This is a genomic window from Nostoc sp. DedSLP04 (assembly GCF_034530775.1).
Lineage (GTDB): Bacteria > Cyanobacteriota > Cyanobacteriia > Cyanobacteriales > Nostocaceae > Nostoc.
Window position 1 is genome coordinate 69,618 of record NZ_JAVRCL010000010.1, and the last position, 22,292, is coordinate 91,909.

The following is a 22,292-nucleotide window of genomic DNA, read 5'->3' on the forward strand; positions in this document are numbered from 1 at the left end:
GTGATTTGGATATATTCCAACAGTCTCATTTTACACAGGCGAAGTCCGTCTGCGCGGACTAAAACAAAACAAGGGGCTTAAGCCCCTTGTTATAACCTGCAAAAGCAAGTTTTGTTTGTTTAGACGTGGTTTCTAAGCGCCCTTTTAGCTGCAATATTAGCCTAAATCGAAAAGCAAGATTTCGCCGCCGATGTTGGTGCTAATTTCTAACTGTTCTTCGCCGTTGATTTGTACACCATCACCTGCTCTGAGTTCTTCGCCATTTAGGTTAACTATGCCTTTGGCTACTTGTAACCAGGCATAGCGATCGCTTTTGACTTGATAATTAACAACATCACCATCCTCTAAAACAGATGTGTATAAATCAACATCTTGGTGAATTGTCACAGCACCATCGCGCCCATCCCTAGCAGCAATTAAGCGGAGTTTACCGCGCTTTTCTTCGATAGGAAAAGCTTTTTGTTCATATCTTGGCGTTATTCCTTCTCGATCGGGAAGAATCCAGATTTGTAGTAAATGGAGTGGTTCAGTTGGTGAAGGATTAAATTCACTGTGGCTGATTCCAGTTCCAGCGCTCATAATTTGGGCATCACCGGGGCGAATTACCGAACCAGTACCCAAGCTGTCTTTATGCTCTACAGCACCTTCTAAGACATAAGTGAGGATTTCCATGTCACGATGGCTATGGGTAGGGAATCCAGCACCAGGGGCGATGCGATCGTCGTTAATTACCCGCAGAGAGCGAAATCCCATACGGTTGGGATCGTAAAAACTACCGAAGGAAAATGTGTGATAGCTATCGAGCCAGCCCATTTTTGCATGACCACGGGCATTGCGATCGTGAATTAAGTGGGTAATTGTATTTTGAGACATAGATTTACCTCGCTGTTAATTAGTTGGTAAGCTTAAAAAAACCAAATCTTGTTGTTAGCGATCGCTAATCAAATATGGTTAAGTAAATGTGTAGCGCTTTATCGAATATAATTTTTACTTTTGAACTTTTCTTACCTAGTTTTGAACTATTTAAATAGTAAAGCATATACATATAAAAAGAAAAGTACGCACTTAAAAGTGACGTACTTACCAAAAAGATACTATTAGATTTGAAAAAGCGGATTCTCAAAAGTGCTTATCTAAAAGCAGGAACTTTTTGAGGTTGAGTAGCACCCGCTTTGCCATTTTCTCCTTTGATTTCTGCTATTTGCAAATGAGCTTCTAAGAACCAGAGTCGTTTGTCAATGGTGCGAGAAATTTCGGTGTAAAGGTCAGCAGTATCGAGGTCGCCTAATTCATCAGTTTTATCGATCGCTTCCCGGAGATGTTTACCATAGGATGCATAACGATCTGACAAGGCTGTTACATGGTCTTTACCATCCAAAATATCTAAGGGATATTCTGGCAAAATTGAATTACTAGCTGCGGCGCGGGCTGTTCCAAAAGCGTATCCGCCTAAAGCTGTAACGCGTTCAGCGACCATATCGATGTATCCTTCTAATTCCCCAGCAAGTTCATCAAATAATAGGTGTAGCTGGTAAAAGTCAGTTCCTTTAACGTTCCAGTGCGCTTGCTTTGCTTGGGTTTTCAAATCCGAAGTAGCTGCCAAGGTTTGGTTGAGAAGTACCACGATTTGCACTCGCGCTTCGGCGGGAATATCAATACGGGTAGGGTACAAACGTGATGCAATGGTGTTGTCGCTCATGATTCTACGTTGTTAATGCCTTTTACATCTAACTCTACAGAATTGTTTGGCTTGGCGAAACTCTCTGACGACCGATTGAATTAATGCCTGAATATGTTAAACTTTATGACTATTAGTCAAATACGGTGGTTTTTTATAGTATTAAAAGTACCACCAAAAAGGCGATCGCGAATTACGTCATTGTGCAAAAAGTCATGGGGAAAACCCAGTTCAATTTGACTGATTTCATCTAACCGTTGCAGATGTTCTGGCGAAAGTGTGACTTCTATTGAAGCTAAGTTATCTTGAAACTGCGTTAATTTACGTGCGCCAATAATCGGAATAATCACACCACTTTGAGCGCGTAACCAAGCTAATGCTACCTGTGAAGGTGTACGATCAATTTCTGCCGCAACTTGACTAACAACTTCAGCGATCGCTAAATTCTTTTCAGAAATACCTCCACCCAAAGTTTCGAGTCGCCCTTGTTCAGCGCCTCCTTGAGGAGACTGATTATATTTACCTGTCAACACACCACCACCCAAAGGCGACCACGGTGTTACTGCTAAATCGAAGGCTTTAGCTAGCGGTAGCAAATCTCGTTCTGGTGTTCGCTGAATCAAACTATACTCAATTTGCAGGGCGACAAACTGCGTCCATCCTTGATAATGGGCGATGGTATTTGCTTGGGAAACGATCCAAGCGGGTGTGTCAGAAATGCCGATGTAAAGTACTTTACCTTGACGCACTACATCATCAAGCGATCGCAAGACTTCTTCAATTGGTGTTGTGAAATCCCAAGCGTGCAACCAGAATAAATCAATATAATCGGTATTCAGCCGTTTGAGACTACCTTCCAAAGACTGAATTAAATTCTTGCGATGGTTTCCACTGGCGTTAGGGTCGCCCTTTTGATCGTTCATCCGCAAGGGAAAGGAATATTTTGTCGCAACTACAAAGCGTTCGCGTTCTTTAGCAATCAACTCGCCGACAATTTTTTCACTGCTACCATCGGTATAACCGTTGGCGGTGTCAATGAAATTTCCGCCTGCTTCTGCATAGCTATCAAAGATTTTCCGACTTTCGTCAACAGATGCACCCCAACCCCAATCTTCACCAAAGGTCATGGTTCCCAAGGAGAGTTCAGAGACTCTTAACCCGCTTTTACCCAAGAGTTTGTATCTCATGAATATTTTCTCATTAATGAAAAAACTATGGCATTTACCATTCCAAGGGCATGATAACTGGAAATCGGGGACGATGTTTGAAGACAAACCGTTTAGTATTTGTATTGTCGTGCTATTTAAATACGGCGATCGCTTTGCAATACTACTTGGATTAAGGCTAAAAAATAAAAATGTGTAGGTTACGCTTTAGCGTAACCCAACCTACAAAAATAAATTATTAAATATACTGTTATTTTAATAATATAAGAAAATAGAAATTGAATATTTTTCTATAACTAGGTTTTTAAATTTATGAAACTCGGCTTCTGAGTTTTTTGATGTCTGCTAATGGGGCCATAGTCCATCTAGCTACGGCACCCGACTCTACAATCTAAAATCCAAAATCTTCTAGGCGATGACTTCGATCGCTTGAGGGCCGTTAACGCCGTTTATTTTAGCAATTTCGATGGAGCCAAATTGCGAACCGCTACCATCTTTGTCGAAGAATAGAATCGAGCTACTGATGTCAACTCTAAAGCGTTGGTTAGGATTGGTGAAAGCACTACCGAAAGTTAATTGAGAACGTTGTAATTGCCCTACTACGAGTCCACCTCCGAATCCAGATGCAGAAACTTGGATTTTATCACCTTGAGATGCGTTTAAGTCATTGATAATATCGCCACCTTCTAAAGCACTGTTGTAACGGAAGATATCAGCTCCTGCTCCACCAGCTAAGGTATCTCTACCCAATCCGCCAATTAGAATATCATTACCATCTTTCCCATCAAGGTTGTCATTACCCGAACCACCGTCGAGAGTATTGGCTCCAGCATTCCCTGTTAAGCGGTCATCTCCATTCAGTCCATTGATTACATCGTTGCCAATAGTAGCGTTAAGAACATCGTTTAGAGGGGTTCCAGTGATATTAGCCATACTTGTTTATTAGATAATTGGTGTTTTAAGATACAAAGTGTGAAAATTAAGGATATACTTATATGTCGCAAACATCCTGTATTTTCTTGTACCAATGTATGTACGAAAAGACTATATATTAAATAGGAATCAATACACAAGATTTTTTTGCTAAAAAATAAGAATGCTAATTATTTTTGGTAAGAGTAATTTATCTAAACATTTTATAGTCCTTTGTAAACTATGATTGTAGGGCTTTCATGCTGTATAAAAGCATCGTGATATAAATTAAAAAATGGATTTTTTTAGGATTTTATTAATTATCCTGCGATCGCAGACCATGCTGTAGGGGCATAGCAATGCTGTATAATAAGCCTACGTCAAGTCAAAACAAGACATAATGACCTATACCTCGCCCAAACTGCTGACCTTCGAGGAATTTATAGCTCAATATGGCGATAATACACGCTACGAATTAATTGACGGACAACTAAGAGACATGGAACCTACAGGGCCACACGAAGCTGTTGCTGGTAGTATTGCTGGTAGAATCTATGTCGAAATTTTTAATTCTAATTTCAACTGGCTAGTTCCAAAAACTTGTCTAATTAAACCGCCTGCGGCTGAAGCCACAGCACTGCGTCCTGATGTAATTGTTTTAGATAAAGCAGAACTTAGTAAAGAACCACTTTGGCAAAAAGAACCAATAATTTGTAACGGCAATACAATCAAACTTGTTGCTGAAGTTGTGAGTACTAATTGGCAAGATGATTATGCAAGAAAAGTGGAAGAATACGCTTTTCTTAACATCCCAGAATATTGGATTGTGGACTTTCGTGGCTTGGGTGGTTTGCAGTTTATCGGCAATCCTAAACAACCAACATTTACGATTTGTCAGTTAGTTAATGGTGTGTACCAGCAACAACAATATCGCTTAGGAGATACTATTTCTTCTGGTGTCTTGCCAAATTTACAACTAAAGCTAGACGACATTATGCATATTTAAACTGGAGACTGGTTCGGTGAGGCAAGAGCGATCGCTACGGTTTTCTAAGCTAGAATACCAAAGTTGTGTTTTAGACACATTCGACAATTCAATTGCCAAAGAGCCATTATTTTTATGAATTACTTCGTAATCTACGACGGGAATTGTAATCTCTGCGTTACCCTAGTGCAATTGCTAGAAACCTTAGACCAAGGAAAGCTGTTTCGCTACAGTCCTATGCAAGATGAGCAAACACTTTTACAGTGGGGAATTTCAGCCCAAGATTGCGAACAAGGGATGATTTTAATTGATGGCAATAACCCTCAGAGACGTTGGCAAGGCAGTAATGCAGCAGAAGAAATTGGGCGGTTATTGCCCGCAGGAAGTATATTTGTAGACGCTTATCGAGCATTACCGGGGATGAAATGGGCAGGCGATCGCTTTTACGAGCAAATCCGCGATAACCGCTACGCAATCTTTGGTAAACGTTCTAATACATATCAATCATCGTACTGTGTAGATGGTAGCTGCAAGCCAACTTAAGCTCAAATGCTTGCCCCACATACGCTTTACCCCACCCCAACCCCTCCCCTTGCCAAGGGGAGGGGCGGTTTTGGCTTTAGACAAAACCGGGGTGGGGTGACGCGGATAGTGATGGTAAACGAGTGGATTTAATATCAGGTGATTATAGAGCTTTCACGTGAAGTTGACACCAATGCTTCTGCCCCCTGCCTCCTGCCTTCTGCCCCTTTGGTCATTAGACAGAGTTTATTTTAGTCAAAAATCCCCCTCCAGATGCTAGCAAAATGTCTGCTAGACCAACCATTATGCTATCTGGCGTCTTTGTAAACATTGTGCAATCAATGACATTTGCGATCGCGCCATACCATAATTTGGCACAACAAAGAATCTGACGGGAGGATACTGCGTGAAAATTGGTGCTCAATACTTAGGTAACGGAGAGTGTGAATTTACAGTTTGGTCTCCGCTATTAGATAGCGTCACGGTAAAAATTTTGACGCCAGAACAGCAGTTAATTCCCCTCAAGCCTCAATCTGAGGGATACTGGCACACGAAAGTCAACGATGTGTATCCGGGTACGCTTTATCGGTATGTCTTGAATGGCCAAGACAACTTTGCCGATCCGGCGTCGCAGTATCAACCGGAAGGGGTACATGGGCCGTCGCAAATTGTCGATCATGACTTTGAGTGGACTGATGAAGGATGGGCGGGCATTCCTGTAGAGTCGATGATTTTCTATGAAGTTCACGTTGGGACATTCACGCCGGAAGGAAGTTTCACCGCCATTATTCCCCGTTTACCAGAACTGAGAGAACTGGGAATTAACGCCATTGAAATCATGCCGATCTCCCAGGTTCCGGGAGACACTCATATTGAAGCATCTCTGGCATACCGCAACTGGGGCTATGATGGCGTTTATCCTTATGCTGTCCAAAATTCCTATGGTAGTCCAGCCGAACTCAAGCAACTGGTAAATGCTTGCCATCAAAATAATATCGCCGTTGTGCTGGATGTGGTGTATAACCACTTTGGGCCGGAAGGCAACTATATGAGTCAGTTCGCGCCCTACTTTACTAAAACCTATAAAACGCCGTGGGGCGAAGCAATGAATTTCGATGATGCCCATAGTCAGGGTGTGCGAAATTATTTTATCGAAAATGCGCTTTACTGGTTGGGCGAATTCCACATTGATGCATTGCGGCTGGATGCCATTCAAGCAATTTATGACTTGGGAGCCAAGCATTTTTTATGGGAATTGGCGGAAGCAGTTCATCATTTCTCACAACAAGGACAAAGATGGAAACGCCATTTGATAGCCGAAAGTGACTTGAATAATCCGCGAATAATTCGTCCAGCAGAATTGGGTGGATATGGACTCGATGCTCAGTGGAGTGATGATTTTCACCACGCATTGCATACACTGTTGACAGGCGATCGCCAAGGATATTATCAAGATTTTGGGAAATGTGCCGATCTAGCAAAAGCTTATAGCGATACTTTTGTCTACGATTGGAAATACTCGCCCGATCGCAAACGATTTCATGGCTTATCTTGCCGCGATCGCCCTTTGTCACAGTTTACAGTCTGTATTCAGAATCACGATCAAATCGGCAATCAAATGAAAGGAGAACGCCTCGGCCAGAAAATCTCTTTTGAGGGATTGAAATTAGGTGCTGGGGCTGTGCTGCTATCGCCCAACTTACCCCTGTTGTTCATGGGAGAGGAATACGGCGAAACTGCACCCTTTATTTACTTTGTCAGTCACTCCGATCCAGATTTAATTCAAGCAGTTCGAGCCGGACGCAAACAAGAGTTTGAAGCATTTCACTTCGCAGACGATCCCCCAGATCCAGAATCATCAGAAACTTTCCTTAAGTCTAAACTTAATTGGGAATTACGCAATCAAGGAAAACACAAAATTCTCTGGGATTGGTATCGTCAGTTAATTAATTTACGGAAGACACATCCAGCCCTGCTCAACCAAGACCGCAATTTCATCGAAGCAACTAGCGATGAAGAGAAAGAGATAGTCATCGTGCGGCGTTGGTGCGAATCGAGTGAAATAATATTTGTGATGAATTTCAATTCGTCGGCAGTGACAGTAACTTTGCCGTTTGAGCAAAATGCTAATAAATTGTTAGACTCTGCTGATACCTCATGGTCTGGGCATGGTTCTGAAGCTGCTGAACATCTGTCTGCGGGCCAAGAAGTGAAATTGCAACCTACTAGTTTAGTACTCTATGAAAAAGGATGAGGGAGATAGTTAGAACTTAAAGTTTCAGCCTGATAACCTCAAGGTTCGAGCATTAAGGCTTAATGTTTGAGCATAAAGGCTTAATGTTCGAGCATAAAGGCTTAATGTTCGAGCTAAAAGGTTGTTTGAATAATGGTTAGCTGTGATGTTAGGCACTTATCGATCTCCCCTAACCCCCTTAAAATTTACCCCACCCTAACCCCCTTTAAAATTTACCCCACCCTAACCCTCCCCTTGTAAAGGGGAGGGAACTAGATTAGATTTCTTGTTTCCCCCCTTTACAAGGGGGGATTAAGGGGGGTAACACCTTTTTGCTGCCGAGAAGAGGACTTTTCAAACATCCTCTAAAAGGTTCAACGTTTAACCTCAAAACCTCATCTTCCACCCTGCGGGAAGCTAAAGCTACATCCCCCTTACTCCCCACTCCTACTAAAAAAATATGCGAATTCCCACCGCCACTTATCGAATTCAGTTTACACCTCAGTTTGGCTTTGACAACGCCAAAGCGATCGCAGCTTATCTAGCAGATTTAGGTGTTTCCGATTTATATGCTTCCCCCATTTTCAAAGCACGATCCGGGAGTACGCACGGCTACGATATAGTAGATGCGACTCAACTTAACCCAGAACTGGGAACTAATGAGTCCTTTGATGTATTAGTTGCTGAAGTTCAATCCCTTGGTATGGGCTGGTTACAAGATATTGTGCCCAACCACATGGCCTATAGCAGCGAAAACGATTACTTGATGGACGTATTGGAACACGGCCCAGATTCCAGCTATACTGATTACTTCGATCTTTCTTGGAATGCTCCCTTTGGCGATCGCCAAGAGCGAATTCTGGCTCCTCTGCTGGGAGATTTCTATGGTACATCCCTAGAAAACGGACACATTCAACTGCAATACGAACAAAACGGTTTAACCGTCAACTATTACAGCTTAAAACTGCCACTGCGGCTAGAATCTTATACAAAATTTATCAGCCATAATTTAGGTAAACTCACGCGCACACTGGGACGCAATCATCCCGATTTTATTAAACTATTGGGGATTCTCTACATTCTCAAAAGTGTACCCTCAGAAGTTGCCGGAAAACAGCGACAAGACCAAATTGCATTTATTAAAGGATTGCTTTGGGAACTCTACACCACAAATGATACTATCCGCGAGTTTATTGACGAAAATCTCCAAACATTCAACGGAGAACCCGGTAATTCAGAAAGCTTTAACCTCCTAGATGAATTACTGAACGACCAGTTTTACCGCCTCGCCTTCTGGAAAGTTGGCGCGGAAGAAATGAATTACCGTCGTTTCTTTACTGTCAATGAACTGATTTCCGTTAAGGTTGAAGAAGTGCGGGTTTTTAATAATACCCACAGCCTAATTCAGAAACTAGTTGAAGAAGGCAAATTTACTGGTTTACGGATTGACCATATTGATGGACTTTATAACCCAATCCAGTATCTTGAAAGACTGCAAGAAAAGATGGGAGATGTTTATATCACCGTCGAGAAGATTTTAGAACTCACCGAAGAGTTGCCGGAAAACTGGGAAATAGAAGGTACGTCTGGATATGACTTTTTAAATTATGTAAATGGCGTATTTTGTCAAACGGAAAATGAATCATCCTTCGATAAAATTTACCAAAACTTTATCAGTTCCAGAGCAGATTATGCATCGGTAGTAAAAGATAAAAAGCACCTGATTTTAGAAAAGAATTTAGCAGGTGATATTGACAATCTGGCTCTTTTGTTAAAGAACGTTTCCAGCAAATATCGCTATGGCAATGATTTTACACTGAATGGATTAAAAAGAGCGATCGCCGAAGTTTTGACACTGTTCCCAATTTACCGCACCTACATTACGCCCGATGGAATTGGAGAAAGCGATCGCGCTACCATTCAAGAAGTAATTAGCCAAACCAAAGAACAAGTGCCACTGTTGCAGAATGAACTGACCTTTATTGAAAAGTTAATGCTGCTAGAGTTTGATAATTCTCTGACTCAAACAGAACGCGAACAGTGGATATATTTTGTCTTGCGAATGCAGCAATACAGCGGCCCGCTAATGGCCAAAGGCGTAGAAGATACCACATTATATGTTTACAATCGGTTGCTGTCGCTGAATGAAGTCGGCGGAAATCCCGGCCACTTTGGCATCGAATTAGCCAAATTCCATGCCTTTAACAAACAGCACCAAGCAACCTGGCCTCACACAATGAACACCACAGCCACCCACGACACCAAGCGCGGCGAAGATGTGCGGGCAAGGTTGAATGTCCTCTCAGAAATCCCCGATGAATGGGATCAGCAGGTAAATACCTGGAGTGCCATGAATCGAGGACATCGTAGCCATCGCCACGGGTTTGCGATGCCCGATCGCAACGACGAGTATTTTCTCTATCAAACCCTAGTAGGGGCGTTTCCCTTTGCCGAACACGAACATGCATCCTTCGTGGAACGGGTGAAAGACTATATAATAAAAGCAATACGAGAAGCGAAGGTGCATACAGCCTGGTTACGACCTGATAGTGAGTATGAAGAAGCTTGTACCTCCTTCATTGAGAAAGTACTCGATCCTGCTATATCCGGGGAATTTCTAGAAGCGTTTCGTCCATTTCAACAGCGAATTGCAGATTATGGGATATTCAATTCCCTTTCCCAAACTTTACTGAAGATTACCGCACCCGGCGTACCCGATTTATACCAGGGAACAGAACTTTGGGAACTGAGTTTAGTCGATCCAGATAATCGCCGTCCTGTGGATTTTGAACAGCGACGTACTTACTTAAGCGCCATCCGCGAACAGGTCAAAACAGACATTTTGGGACTAATTCAGGAGTTACTAAACGACAAAACAGACGGCAGAATCAAACTGTTTTTAACGGCTCAATTACTCCAAGCCAGAACAAACTATGTCTCATTATTCCAGGACGGCGATTATTTACCGTTAGAAGTTCAGGGAACCTACGCCAATCATATTATCGCCTTTGCACGGCGGGAGGGGAATCAAACAGCGATCGCGATCGCGCCCCGCTTTTTAACCAGCCTCATCCAGCCAGGAGACAATCCTTTAGGCGAGTCAGTTTGGCAAGATACGCACCTGCAACTACCCCCTGGAACTTCCCCCACTTGGAAAAACGTCCTAACTCAGCAACCCTTACAAACTACAGAAACCCTATCAATCGCAACAGCCCTTACCCATTTCCCAGTTGCCCTCTTAATTAGCACTGCTGAGTAAAAACAAAAATCTTGTCCCACGCAGAGAGAACCCTGTAAAACCTCAGCGTTCCTCTGCGCTTCCCTTGGCGACGGCAGTCGCTCATGGGGGAAACCATGCCAGATGCTCCACTTGGGGAAACCCCAAGACCGCACTGGCTCCCCAAGACCCTTACGGGTTCGGCAGTTGCTTCAAGTCGGGGAACCCGCCCAACGCACTGCCTCACCGCGCTGCCTCTCCTTCGCGTTAAAAAAACAATTCTGTAATTTATGACCCCAACACTGACCACCGCGCAGATTGAAGCTGTGCGCCTCCACATCAAAAAAATGTGGAAAACTTTAACGCGATCGCACGAACACTTATTACAATCTGCCAAGGATACCAAACTAGACCACAAAACAGAAACTCCCTGGATTGTTTACATTTCCCCTTCAGAAGATTGTCCCAACATTCAGACTGTGTTGGAGCGATCGCTATCTCCAAAAGATATGCAACAGCTAGAAATTCGCACTTTGCCAGCAGAAGCAGAAGCGATTAAAGAGCATGGGTTATTATACTTACCAGGGCCTTATGTTGTACCAGGCGGTCGCTTCAATGAAATGTATGGCTGGGACAGCTACTTTATATTGCTAGGACTTTTGCACGATGGAGAATTGGAGCTAGCACAAAGTCAAGTCGATCAATTGTTGTACCAAGTACAACATTACGGCATTATTCTCAACGCCAACCGGACTTATATGCTGTCGCGATCGCAGCCTCCTGTCCTGAGTATGATGGTTTTGGCGTTATTCCAGCACACCCAAGATGAAGAGTGGTTGAAAGCAACCGTACCGCTGTTAGAGCAATTTTATTATTACTGGGTAGTACCGCCCCACCTGAATGCTGCAACCGGCTTATCCAGATTTTATGCCTTTGGGGAAGGCCCGGCGCCAGAAGTTTTGTTTTCCGAGCGAGATGAAGAGGGAAAAAGCCACTACGATCGCGTCAAGGAATATTACCAAACCTTTGAGGTTGAAGATTACGATGTCAATCTTTACTACGACCGCGAAAATGACAAACTGACCAATCTATTTTACAAAAGCGATCGCACCATGCGTGAGTCTGGTTTTGATATCACCAACCGATTTGGCCCTTTTAGTGCTGATATTCTCCACTACGCTCCTGTGTGCCTCAATAGTTTCTTGTATCAGGTGGAACAAGACATGGCGCAAATTAAGCATATTCTGGGGAACGAACAATTGGAACAAAAATGGAGCAATCGCGCAGAGATCCGCCGCGATCGGATCGATCAATTTCTCTGGGATGAAGAACAAGGATTATATTTCGACTATCATTTCCAGAATGGAAAACGCCGCCGCTACGAATTTGCCACCACGTTTTATCCTCTCTGGCTGGGAATTGCTTCTCCAACTCAAGCCAAACGCGTCGTAGAAAATCTCTCTCTGTTTGAAGCCCCAGGCGGAATTTTTACCAGTACTCGTGTCACCGGCAATCAGTGGGATGCTCCCCTTGGCTGGGCACCATTGACATTAGTTGCAGTCCTTGGACTTCACCGCTATGGGTATCATACAGAAGGCGATCGCATTGCCAACAAATTTTTAGCTATGGCAGTTAAAGAATTCGAGCGTCACAATACTCTAGTTGAGAAATATGATGTTGAACGCTGTTCTGCCAATGTTTCCGACGAAATCTGCTTTGGATATAGTTCTAACGAAGTTGGTTTTGGCTGGACAAATGGAGCGATTCTGGAACTCTTAGCAATCGGCGATCGAAAAGTTTAAATAAAAGGGTGTGAGATAAAACCTCACGCCTTAAACTTACTTACTTTTTTCAATGTCATTTTTTTGCCCACCATAGCAAACACCCTACAATGAATCTCCAAATATAAATGATTAACTTTAGGCTTGTTTAGGGAATACTAAAACTGTCTATTACTTTTTGAATTTTAAATATGTCCTCAACCTTATGTGATACTTTCAAAAACTGCTCAAAAGAAACATGGGATATGCTTGCCAAAGGACGTGATTTAGATCATCAGATTGGAGAAGAAACTTTAACAGATATAAATATTCTTAAACTAAAATCTGAGAAAAAACTGGAAATTTATAATCATAAATTTACTAAACATAAAGAAGGATCAAACGGTGCAGATTGGGAGTGGTGGTTTACTGGTGCTAGCAATAAATGGATAGGTTTTCGAGTGCAAGCTAAAGTTATAGATTTTAAAAACAATTCTTTCAATCATCTGTATTACTACAAAAGAACTAAAAGTAAAAATAAGGTATATCAATGCGATCTTCTTATAGAAAATGCTTCAAAAGAAAAGAATTCACCTATCCCTTTATATTGCTTTTACTCTAACTGGAATGACTCAACATCTAGTAAAGAGTATCTAAAATACAACCCTATAGAAAAAGAAAATAGCTATGGTTGTTCCATTATTTCTGCTTTCATAATTCAACATTTACGGAGCAAAAAAGAACTAAAACATCTTACAGATTTACTAAAATATATGCAGCCGTGGCATTCTTTAGTATGTTGTCATGGAGATAGCTCAGACGATTTACCAAGTAGAGTTTTGGAATCTTGGAGAAACTCTATTCTCCAAAGCGAGAGTTTATTTCTCGAAAGATTTGACGTAAGTATTTCTCAAAAATTGAAGAATATGCCAAATAATTATCAAACAATTTATGATGATTTGTATCTAAGTGATGTGCCACCTAAACATGTACAACTACTGCTTAATAACGATTTAGTAGAGCTACCTGACTCCAATCTGGGACAGGTTACAATCATAAAAGAACGGAAGCAACTAACATATAGTAGATATGAGGAAGAACGTATACGAAAGGAGCTACTTGAACTACTTTAATATGTTAGGTGAAAGAATTACTTGGGAATTAGCAAGCACCAAATCATGAGGAATAATCACAATGGTTCAATCAGCCTCAAAAGTTCTAACCGTTGATGAATTTATTAGCCATTACGGTGAGTGCGATCGCTATGAACTAATTGATGGTGAATTAATCGAGATGGAACCAACCGGGCCACACGAGCAAGTATCTGCATTGATTGGGCGAAAGCTGAATGTAGAAATCGATCGTCAGGATCTAAGCTACTTTATTCCCCATCGCTGTCTAATCAAACTCTTAGGAACAGAAACAGCTTTTCGTCCCGATGTGATTGTGTTAGACCAAACTCAATTAATTAATGAACCATTATGGCAACAACAACCTGTAATTACATCAGGAAACTCAATAAAACTGATTGCTGAAGTTGTCAGCACAAACTGGCAAAACGATTATGCCCGTAAAGCCGAAGACTACGCCCTGTTAGGAATTCCTGAATATTGGATTGTTGATTATTTAGGTATTGGTGGCAGAGAATATATTGGTAAACCCAAACAGCCAACGGTGACAATTTGCAGCCTAAGAGAGGATGAGTATCAAAAACAATTATTTCAAAACAACGATCGACTTATCTCTTTAATCTTTCCCAACTTGCAACTAACGGCACAACAAATATTTTCGGCTGGACAATCTGTTATTAAGTAGTTTATGTCAAGCGCAACGCAACTATAGCAATCCTATTTGATTGCTTCTCCACCGAGAAAATCAGATCCCCGACTTATTGAAGAAGTCGGGGATCTTTTTGTTCATAAATATTTTTCACATACCGGATCGGCATCTACCAATTATCATCTCTATCTTCGTCGTAAGGCTCACCTGTAAAAGGTTGTACGCCAACAGCAGGATAAGCATCATCCGTAGGGCCAAAAATCCGCATTGCAGCTTCAGAAATATACTGGGTTATGTTCGCAATGATTTTGGAAATATCCATAATACTTGGACTCCTTCTTTTTGAGTCGCTTTAATAGTGATGCTTATACTCTAATCCTAATACTCAAGCCTTGCTCATATTCTCAATATATTGAGAATATATGCAATGTTTATTCAGATAACTTTGCAATACTTTAGCTTGTCAAAAAGTCAAATTTTTCTCTTCGATTCTAATTGTAACATAGTTGTTTCTTTCAACCCATTTGGAAAAAGAGCGAAGCAAAACAAACTTTCTCTGACAGGATATTATTTCCCTTGATTAGCCCCCCGATTTAATTAACATTATTGTTAGCCATTACTATTAAAAAATATTAATTATTTGATGAAATTAGTATTAAGCTACTCAGAAATCTACTGTTATACGGCAATTTCAGACAATATACTTGCAGGGAGTTGACATTATTTATGGTAAATATTACCATAATAAAAAGAAGCATCTTGTAAGGAAGCTCTTGCATGACAACTTTGCCAGATTTGGACTATGTATATAAACAGCAAAGCCAGCAGAACCCGGAACTGAACCTTTCTGCCGATGACTACAGCTTGCTGACCGACCTTTACCAGTTGACGATGGCAGCTTGTTACACAGGCGAAGGTATAGAACAACGACGGGCAAGCTTTGAATTGTCTGTCAGACGATTGCCAGAGGGTTTTGGTTATTTAATTGCGATGGGGCTGACGCAGGCATTGGAATATTTAGCCAAAATCCGCTTTAGTTTGGCGCAAATTGCGGCATTACAGGCAACAGGGATTTTTGCTCACGCAGGCGATCGCTTTTGGTCACTTTTAGCTGAGGGGAAGTTCACGGGTGATGTTTGGGCAGTACCAGAAGGGACAGCCGTGTTTGCCAATCAACCACTATTGCGGGTGGAAGCACCCCTTTGGCAAGCGCAACTAGTAGAAACTTACCTGCTGAATACGATTAATTACCAGACTTTGATTGCCACAAAAGCAGCCCGGTTGCGGGATGTAGCAGGGGAATCAGCAACACTTTTAGAATTTGGCACCAGACGAGCATTTAGTCCCCAAGGGTCTTTATGGGCAGCACGGGCGGCGTTGGCGGGTGGGTTAGATTCCACTTCTAATGTGTTAGCAGCGCTACAACTGGGACAACAGCCAAGTGGTACGATGGCACACGCCTTAGTGATGGCATTGTCAGCAATAGAAGGCACTGAAGAACAAGCTTTTAGTGCATTTCATCGCTATTTTCCGGGTGCGCCATTACTAATTGATACTTACGATACCATTGCTGCTGCCGAGCGCTTGGCCGAAAAAGTAAATTCCGGGGAAATGCAATTAACAGGAGTGAGATTGGACTCAGGAGATTTAGTTACCTTATCAAAACAGGTGCGATCGCTCCTTCCCGGTGTGCCAATTTTTGCTAGTGGTGACATAGACGAGTGGGAAATTGCCAGATTAAAAGCTGCTGGAGCGCAAATTGATGGTTACGGACTGGGAACGCGACTAGTTACAGGTTCGCCTGTCAATGGAGTTTATAAACTTGTAGACATTGATGGCATCCCAGTCATGAAGCAATCGAGTAGTAAAGTTACTTATCCAGGGCGCAAGCAGATTTTTCGCTCGTTTACGGGAGGTAAGGTAAAAGCAGACAGATTGGGACTTTTAGATGAAATTGCTTTGGATGAAGAACCTTTATTGCAGTTGGTAGTGCAAGAAGGTGAACGGATACAGCCATTGGAATCGTTGGCAACAATTCGTCAGCGTACCGCCGCCTCAGTTGCGAGTTTGCCACAACAGACACGGCGTTTGGATCGTCCGGTAGCTGTAGAAGTGGAGATTTCTGAAGGGTTACGGGTGTTGACTGAAGAAACTAAGAAACGCACCGCAGAGGCGCAGAGAACACAGAGGTAAAATTACTCTTTCAGTATGTCTTAATTACGAATTACGAATTACGAATTACGAATTATTATGAGAGTTGCTTTATTTGGAACTAGTGCCGATCCACCAACTGCTGGACATCAAGAAATTCTAAGTTGGTTATCTGAGCGTTATGATTGGGTAGCGGTTTGGGCGGCGGATAATCCATTTAAGTCCCATCAAACACCCTTAGAACATCGGGCGGCAATGCTGCAACTGTTGATTGCAAATATAGACGCACCACGGCACAATATTGCTTTGGAACAAAAATTGAGTAGTTTCAGAACGCTGGAAACAGTGGAAAAAGCCAAGCTTACTTGGGGTGAAGAGGCTGAATTAACGTTGATCGTTGGTTCAGATTTACTGACTCAGTTGCCACGTTGGTATCGCATTGAAGATTTGTTACAGGAAGTGCAACTACTGATTGTACCGCGACCCGGATATGTAATAGATGAGTCTAGTTCAGAGGTAGTGCAAAAGCTGGGAGGGAAAATAGCGATCGCTAGTCTGACCGGTCTAGATGTTTCCTCAACAGCGTACCGCGAACATAGAGATCCCCAAGCCCTCACAGCCCCTGTAGTTGCCTATATTAATCGAGAGCATTTGTACGAATGCCAGGACGTTCACCAAAAAAGATACCAACTCCGTTAAACCAACAACCCTTGGCCGATTTCAAGGTTGGTGTTGATAATGTAATTTTTTCTGTAGATACTGTACAAAATCGGCTGTTAGTTCTACTAGTAATGCGACAGCAAGAACCATTTTTAAATCATTGGAGTCTTCCCGGTACTTTGGTACGTCCAGGAGAGTCTTTAGAAGATGCCGCTTATCGCATTATGGCGGAGAAAATTAAGGTCAATAATCTCTATTTAGAACAACTCTATACATTTGGCGGGCCAAATCGCGATCCACGGGAAGCAACTGATAGTTATGGTGTGCGTTATTTATCAGTTAGTTACTTTGCCCTAGTGCGATTTGAAGAAGCCGAATTGATTGCCGATCGCATGACTGGCATTGCTTGGTATCCGGTAAAACAAGTGCCGCAATTAGCTTTTGACCATAACGAAATTCTGGCTTATGGGCACAGGCGATTGCGAAATAAATTAGAGTATAGTCCGGTGGCTTTTGAAGTCTTGCCAGAAATGTTCACCTTGAATGATTTATATCAGTTATACGCCACAGTTTTAGGTGATAACTTTTCCGATTATTCTAATTTTCGGGCGCGTCTACTCAAGTTAGGTTTTTTATGCGATACCGGAATTAAGGTATCACGGGGTGCCGGTCGTCCGGCTAGCTTGTATAAGTTTGACGCCGAAGCTTTTGCTCCCTTAAAAGATAAACCTTTAGTGTTTATTTAACCAATCTCTACCCCAAGTCAAGAGTTAAAAGTCTTAAGTCCAGAGTAACTTATGACTCCTGACAAATGACAAATGACCAATGACCAATGACAAATAATATGAAAATTGCGATCGCTCAAATTAATCCGACAATTGGTGATTTGCTTTTAAATGCCCAAAAAATCCTGGAGGCGGCACAACGAGCCGCATCTAGCGGTGCGCGTTTGTTGTTGACCCCAGAACTTTCTCTGTGTGGCTATCCACCAAGAGATTTATTACTAAATCCTAGTTTTGTGGAAGCGATGGGCATCACTTTACAAAATTTGGCTGAGGATTTACCACCAAAATTAGCTGTGTTGGTAGGAACTGTTGAATCGAATATCAAAGCAGATATTAGTGGCGGTAAAAGTTTATTTAACAGCATGGCTTTGTTAGAAAATGGCACAGTCAAGCAAGTTTTTCACAAGCGACTTTTGCCTACTTACGATGTCTTTGATGAACGCCGTTATTTTGAAGAAGGCTTGCAAGCTAATTATTTCACTCTCGATAATATCCATATTGGCGTAACTATTTGCGAAGATTTATGGAACGATGAGGAATTCTGGGGCAAACGTAGTTATGCAGTAAATCCGATTGCTGACTTAGCAATTTTGGGTGTAGATTTGATTGTAAATTTGTCTGCTTCTCCCTACACGGCTGGTAAGCAACAGTTTCGTGAAACCATGCTTAGGCATAGTGCAATACGTTTTCAACAACCAATGATTTACGCTAATCAGGTTGGCGGAAATGACGATCTAATTTTTGATGGGCGTAGTTTTGCCTTAAATCGTCAAGGTGAAATTATCTGTCGCGCCCGTGGTTTTGACACTGATTTAGTAGTAGTAGAATTTGATGAAACGCTGCGTGATTTGCAGTTGGGTTCTGTAGAACCGATGTATGAATCGGAAGATGAAGAAATTTGGCAAGCTTTGGTTTTGGGTGTGCGAGATTACGCTCGTAAGTGCCGCTTTTCTAAAGTAGTGTTGGGTTTAAGTGGCGGGATTGACTCGGCAATAGTAGCTGCGATCGCCACGGCTGCACTTGGTAAAGAAAATGTCTTGGGTGTTCTCATGCCTTCCCCTTACAGTTCCGAGCATTCCATCAGTGATGCTGAAGCATTAGCCGAAAATTTGGGAATTAAAACTCATCTTTTACCAATTGGCGAGTTAATGCAAGGCTTCGATCGCACTTTAGATAATTTGTTTGCGGGTACGGAGTTTGGACTGGCTGAAGAGAATATACAGTCTCGGATTCGCGGTAATTTATTAATGGCGATCGCTAATAAATTTGGCTATCTGCTTTTATCTACCGGTAACAAGTCAGAAATGGCAGTTGGTTACTGTACTCTCTACGGCGATATGAATGGCGGGTTAGCGGTAATTGCAGATGTTCCTAAAACCCGTGTGTATTCACTTTGCCATTGGTTAAATCGCCATAATGAAATCATTCCGCAAAACGTCTTGACTAAAGCACCCAGCGCCGAACTCAAACCAGGTCAAGTCGATCGAGACTCTCTACCGCCTTACGAAATTTTGGACGATATTTTGCAACGCCTGATTCACAACCACCAATCAGCAGCACAAATTGTTGCAGCCGGTCACGATGCGGTGATTGTAGACAGAGTAATTCAAATGGTAGCGCGGGCTGAATTTAAACGGCGACAAGCACCCCCCGGTTTAAAAATTACCGATCGCGCCTTTGGAACCGGTTGGCGAATGCCAATTGCTAGTAACTGGGTTGGTGTCAAAAATGCTTACCAGACTAAAACCACAGCTACACCTAACCTTAGTTTGTTGTGATGGACAAAATGCTCATCCACAAATCAAGTAATTAGTTATCAAACCTCTTCCTGTCTTGAACTTTTATTAAAGTCTGTCCTTCTCCGAGGCGAAGAGGGACAGGTTTTACATTCTTCGTTAAAAGTCGTGTGATTTATCCGTAAACGGTAATGATTTTGATTAATGGGCGAGAGGGATAGCTACATTGAAGGTGAAATTGTCTGGTTAAAAGGGCGTAAATCTAGCTTGTCGGAGACATTGCTCAACCTCTGAACTCGAACCATATTACCGAAAAAAATTTAATAGATGTCGCCAATAAATAGTTTTTTCTTCAGTGTAATATCTGTGAATTTTTGTGTGCTTAATCATAAATTAATAGTAAAAATTGTGACATCATCTTTTAGTCAAGAGTATAGTTTCAAACAACATCAATTTTAAAAATGATGTTTATACTTAAAACTCAGTAAATGAAAGCAGGTGCATAATGAAACTACAAGATTTCTTGGGAAAAGATGAGAAATGGTCATTTGATGCGATCGCAGAAGATGCAGACTTGGCTCGTCAGATTCAGATATTGTTAATCGGCTTAGGTTTGCTGGAACCTCCAGCCGATGGTAAATTTGGCCCTGTTTCTGTCATATCTCTCAAAAAATTTCAAGAATTAATAAAGACTGAAGAGAGTGGTTTTTTAGGAGCAGTCACAGCCAAGAAACTAATCGAAACCAAAATAGACGATCTTCCTCAACCCCCCTTAAAACTAGGCAATGACATCGCTAGTAAGATTGTGAAATATATGTTAGCCAAAGGTTATCAAGTATTTACCAATCCCAAAGAATACAACATTGTTTATGTAGAGGGTATCAATGGAGACTGGACTCTCAACAGTGATACACCCAATCAATTTAACGATCGCCGGATTGTAATTGAAGTAGTAAATGGCGTTCCCAAAATCGTAGATCACTGGGAAGCTACTACAGAACCAGGGAAGTACTACACTTACAATCCGATGAATCCCAAAGGAGCAGCTAGGATTCAGTTTGGACAATACAAAGCTTGGGCTGTGGGTACTCACGGTACAGCCGAGCCTCATGAAGCATTAGTGCAAGTTGGAGATATAACAGTTTGTAGAGATTTCAACCAAGATTTTAAACGGACTGGCGACAAACTTGATACAGGTGATAATTTTTATGTGAATCAACACTACGGCTTTGATTTCCCCCGAAATGATATTCGCCTTGCTAGTGCAGGTTGTTTAGTGGGACGTAGCCGTGAGGGACATAGAGAGTTTATGGCAATTATTAAACAAGACCGACGTTATGTCGCTAATCGCAAATATACTTTTTACACTACCGTCATTCCTGGAGATGATTTACTGTAAACGTTTACAGGATGAGGTAATGATTAATTAGTAGCATTCATTAGACCTGCCTTGAAAATAAGGCAGGAGGCAGAAGGCAGGAGGCAGGAGGAAAAGACATTTTCATTGTTCCTTGTGAGCGCAGCTCATGAAGTTTCTTGCAAAAATCCTTGAATCACGCCCTACAGTGTACACAACAAGTCTAAAATAGCTGAAAAACCCAAGGTTTTACCCCACCCTAACCCTCCCCTTATAAAGGGGAGCCACTGCGTTGGACGGGTTTCCCGGCTTGAAGCAAGTGGCGTGAGGGAACGAGATCAACGAGAAAACAATGGAAAATCAAGCTTTTTTCGACTTGTGTGTACACCGTAGGGATAAGGGGAGGGTTAGGGTGGGGTATTTTTGTACTTCATTAATTTACAATCTGCTGTATTGTTGTGATGCGAGATAAAGTAAGGTAGCACAGCTGAGCTACCTTACTTTGTCTAACTTTGTTCTTGTGGTTGCCCTATCTGTGCCGTCAATTTCTCTTTATCCTGCCTGCGTTTTTTGGCGTAAAGTTGAATAGTGACTGCCATCAAAATAATCATGGCGAAAATAGCCCAAGCAGCCATATCTGTAGGTAGATTATTCTTAAACACAGCCAACAAAACGATCGCTACTAACATAACTGTAGGCGCTTCATTTAAAGCACGTAATTGCTGACTATTCCAGCGACATTCATCTACTGCTAATTTCTTCATCAGCCGAGCGCAGTAATGATGATAGCCAATTAAAAGCGCCACAAACAGCAGTTTGATATGCAACCAACCCTCTTTTAAAACGTCCGGTTCAGTGGTTAATAAACCGATGGCCATTGCGATCGTCACAAACATTCCTGGGTTAGTGATGATAGAGTAAAGGCGCTTTTCCATAATTTGATACTGATTTTTCAGTATCGTTCGTGCTGGTTCAGGTTCAACGTTCGCTTCAACGTGATAGATAAAAAGACGTACTAAGTAGAATAAACCAGCAAACCAAACTACAAATCCGACAATATGAAAGGCTTTAAACCATGAATAAGCCATGAATCATAATTTCCTTTACTTGTAATGGTAATAACAAAGTAGTCAGGAGCCAGAATTCTGAATTCAGAATATTTTACCTATTCAAAGATGGAGTTTTAACAAGAAATAACATTTGAATTCTGCCACTCAATCTTCTATTTAGTGGGCTAAAATGATGATTTTGCATCCTCTACTAATTAATTCTGACTCCTGAATTCTGACATTCATTTTTATAATATCCATTTTTGCCAAAGCTATAGCAATCCTAAATCATTCGTAAGACA

General features: G+C 41.8%; 19 protein-coding genes. 13 read left to right on the forward strand and 6 right to left on the reverse strand.

Annotated features, from left to right (window positions below):
* Positions 1-156: 156 nt before the first annotated feature.
* The 3 genes from RMX89_RS08450 to RMX89_RS08460 form a co-directional block, all read right to left on the reverse strand.
* Positions 157-873 (reverse strand): pirin family protein, encoded by a 717-nt coding sequence (locus RMX89_RS08450; RefSeq protein WP_322683029.1) that lies wholly within the window; start codon positions 871-873, stop codon positions 157-159.
* Positions 874-1,129: 256 nt separating this feature from the next.
* Entirely contained in the window at positions 1,130-1,699 is a 570-nt protein-coding gene (gene dps, locus RMX89_RS08455; RefSeq protein ID WP_322683030.1) for a DNA starvation/stationary phase protection protein Dps, read from the reverse strand.
* Between the two features lie 116 nt (positions 1,700-1,815).
* Entirely contained in the window at positions 1,816-2,865 is a 1,050-nt protein-coding gene (locus RMX89_RS08460) for an aldo/keto reductase (RefSeq protein ID WP_322688607.1), read from the reverse strand.
* Positions 2,866-2,881: 16 nt separating this feature from the next.
* Here RMX89_RS08460 and RMX89_RS08465 point away from each other — a divergent pair, with 16 nt between their 5' ends.
* Positions 2,882-3,043: a hypothetical protein gene (locus RMX89_RS08465; protein ID WP_322688608.1), complete on the forward strand. Its 162-nt coding sequence runs from the start codon at positions 2,882-2,884 to the stop codon at positions 3,041-3,043.
* Between the two features lie 209 nt (positions 3,044-3,252).
* Here RMX89_RS08465 and RMX89_RS08470 read toward each other — a convergent pair whose 3' ends face one another.
* Positions 3,253-3,777 (reverse strand): hypothetical protein, encoded by a 525-nt coding sequence (locus RMX89_RS08470; protein WP_322688609.1) that lies wholly within the window; start codon positions 3,775-3,777, stop codon positions 3,253-3,255.
* A 379-nt stretch (positions 3,778-4,156) separates the two neighbouring features.
* On the opposite strand from RMX89_RS08470, the gene RMX89_RS08475 reads away from it, so the two are divergent.
* The 7 genes from RMX89_RS08475 (at position 4,157) to RMX89_RS08505 (ending at position 14,288) form a co-directional block, all read left to right on the forward strand.
* Positions 4,157-4,762, forward strand: coding sequence for a Uma2 family endonuclease (locus RMX89_RS08475; protein WP_322670991.1), 606 nt, complete (start codon positions 4,157-4,159; stop codon positions 4,760-4,762).
* 114 nt (positions 4,763-4,876) lie between these two features.
* On the forward strand, positions 4,877-5,284 hold the full coding sequence (locus tag RMX89_RS08480) for a thiol-disulfide oxidoreductase DCC family protein (RefSeq protein WP_322688610.1): 408 nt from the start codon (positions 4,877-4,879) through the stop codon (positions 5,282-5,284).
* Between the two features lie 385 nt (positions 5,285-5,669).
* Entirely contained in the window at positions 5,670-7,517 is a 1,848-nt protein-coding gene (treZ, locus tag RMX89_RS08485) for a malto-oligosyltrehalose trehalohydrolase (RefSeq protein ID WP_322688611.1), read from the forward strand.
* Positions 7,518-7,956: 439 nt separating this feature from the next.
* Entirely contained in the window at positions 7,957-10,755 is a 2,799-nt protein-coding gene (treY, locus tag RMX89_RS08490) for a malto-oligosyltrehalose synthase (RefSeq protein ID WP_322688612.1), read from the forward strand.
* 248 nt (positions 10,756-11,003) lie between these two features.
* Entirely contained in the window at positions 11,004-12,515 is a 1,512-nt protein-coding gene (locus RMX89_RS08495) for a trehalase family glycosidase (RefSeq protein WP_322688613.1), read from the forward strand.
* A 170-nt stretch (positions 12,516-12,685) separates the two neighbouring features.
* Positions 12,686-13,606, forward strand: coding sequence for a DUF6615 family protein (locus RMX89_RS08500; RefSeq protein ID WP_322688614.1), 921 nt, complete (start codon positions 12,686-12,688; stop codon positions 13,604-13,606).
* A gap of 61 nt (positions 13,607-13,667) precedes the next feature.
* Positions 13,668-14,288, forward strand: a complete 621-nt coding sequence (locus RMX89_RS08505) for a Uma2 family endonuclease (RefSeq protein WP_322688615.1) — start codon at positions 13,668-13,670, stop codon at positions 14,286-14,288.
* A gap of 133 nt (positions 14,289-14,421) precedes the next feature.
* On the opposite strand, the gene RMX89_RS08510 is transcribed toward RMX89_RS08505, so the two are convergent.
* On the reverse strand, positions 14,422-14,574 hold the full coding sequence (locus RMX89_RS08510) for a hypothetical protein (RefSeq protein ID WP_194041182.1): 153 nt from the start codon (positions 14,572-14,574) through the stop codon (positions 14,422-14,424).
* A gap of 455 nt (positions 14,575-15,029) precedes the next feature.
* Here RMX89_RS08510 and RMX89_RS08515 point away from each other — a divergent pair, with 455 nt between their 5' ends.
* From RMX89_RS08515 to RMX89_RS08535, 5 genes are all read left to right on the forward strand, one after another.
* Complete coding sequence (locus RMX89_RS08515) at positions 15,030-16,445, forward strand: nicotinate phosphoribosyltransferase (protein ID WP_322688616.1); 1,416 nt, start codon at positions 15,030-15,032, stop codon at positions 16,443-16,445.
* 57 nt (positions 16,446-16,502) lie between these two features.
* The gene (locus RMX89_RS08520; protein ID WP_322688617.1) at positions 16,503-17,102 is read left to right on the forward strand and encodes a nicotinate-nucleotide adenylyltransferase; all 600 of its coding nucleotides are present in this window, start codon (positions 16,503-16,505) and stop codon (positions 17,100-17,102) included.
* Positions 17,063-17,809, forward strand: coding sequence for an NUDIX hydrolase (locus RMX89_RS08525; RefSeq protein ID WP_163929288.1), 747 nt, complete (start codon positions 17,063-17,065; stop codon positions 17,807-17,809). The genes RMX89_RS08520 and RMX89_RS08525 overlap by 40 nt, the downstream gene beginning before the upstream one ends.
* Before the next feature lie 98 nt (positions 17,810-17,907).
* Positions 17,908-19,626: an NAD+ synthase gene (locus RMX89_RS08530; protein ID WP_322688654.1), complete on the forward strand. Its 1,719-nt coding sequence runs from the start codon at positions 17,908-17,910 to the stop codon at positions 19,624-19,626.
* 463 nt (positions 19,627-20,089) lie between these two features.
* On the forward strand, positions 20,090-20,983 hold the full coding sequence (locus RMX89_RS08535) for a peptidoglycan-binding protein (protein ID WP_322673949.1): 894 nt from the start codon (positions 20,090-20,092) through the stop codon (positions 20,981-20,983).
* A gap of 464 nt (positions 20,984-21,447) precedes the next feature.
* Here the strand turns inward: RMX89_RS08535 and hemJ are convergent, their stop codons facing one another.
* Positions 21,448-22,029 carry a protoporphyrinogen oxidase HemJ gene (gene hemJ, locus RMX89_RS08540; RefSeq protein ID WP_322688618.1) on the reverse strand — a complete coding sequence of 194 codons (582 nt, stop codon included), beginning with the start codon at positions 22,027-22,029 and terminating at the stop codon, positions 21,448-21,450.
* Between the last annotated feature and the right edge of the window lie 263 nt (positions 22,030-22,292).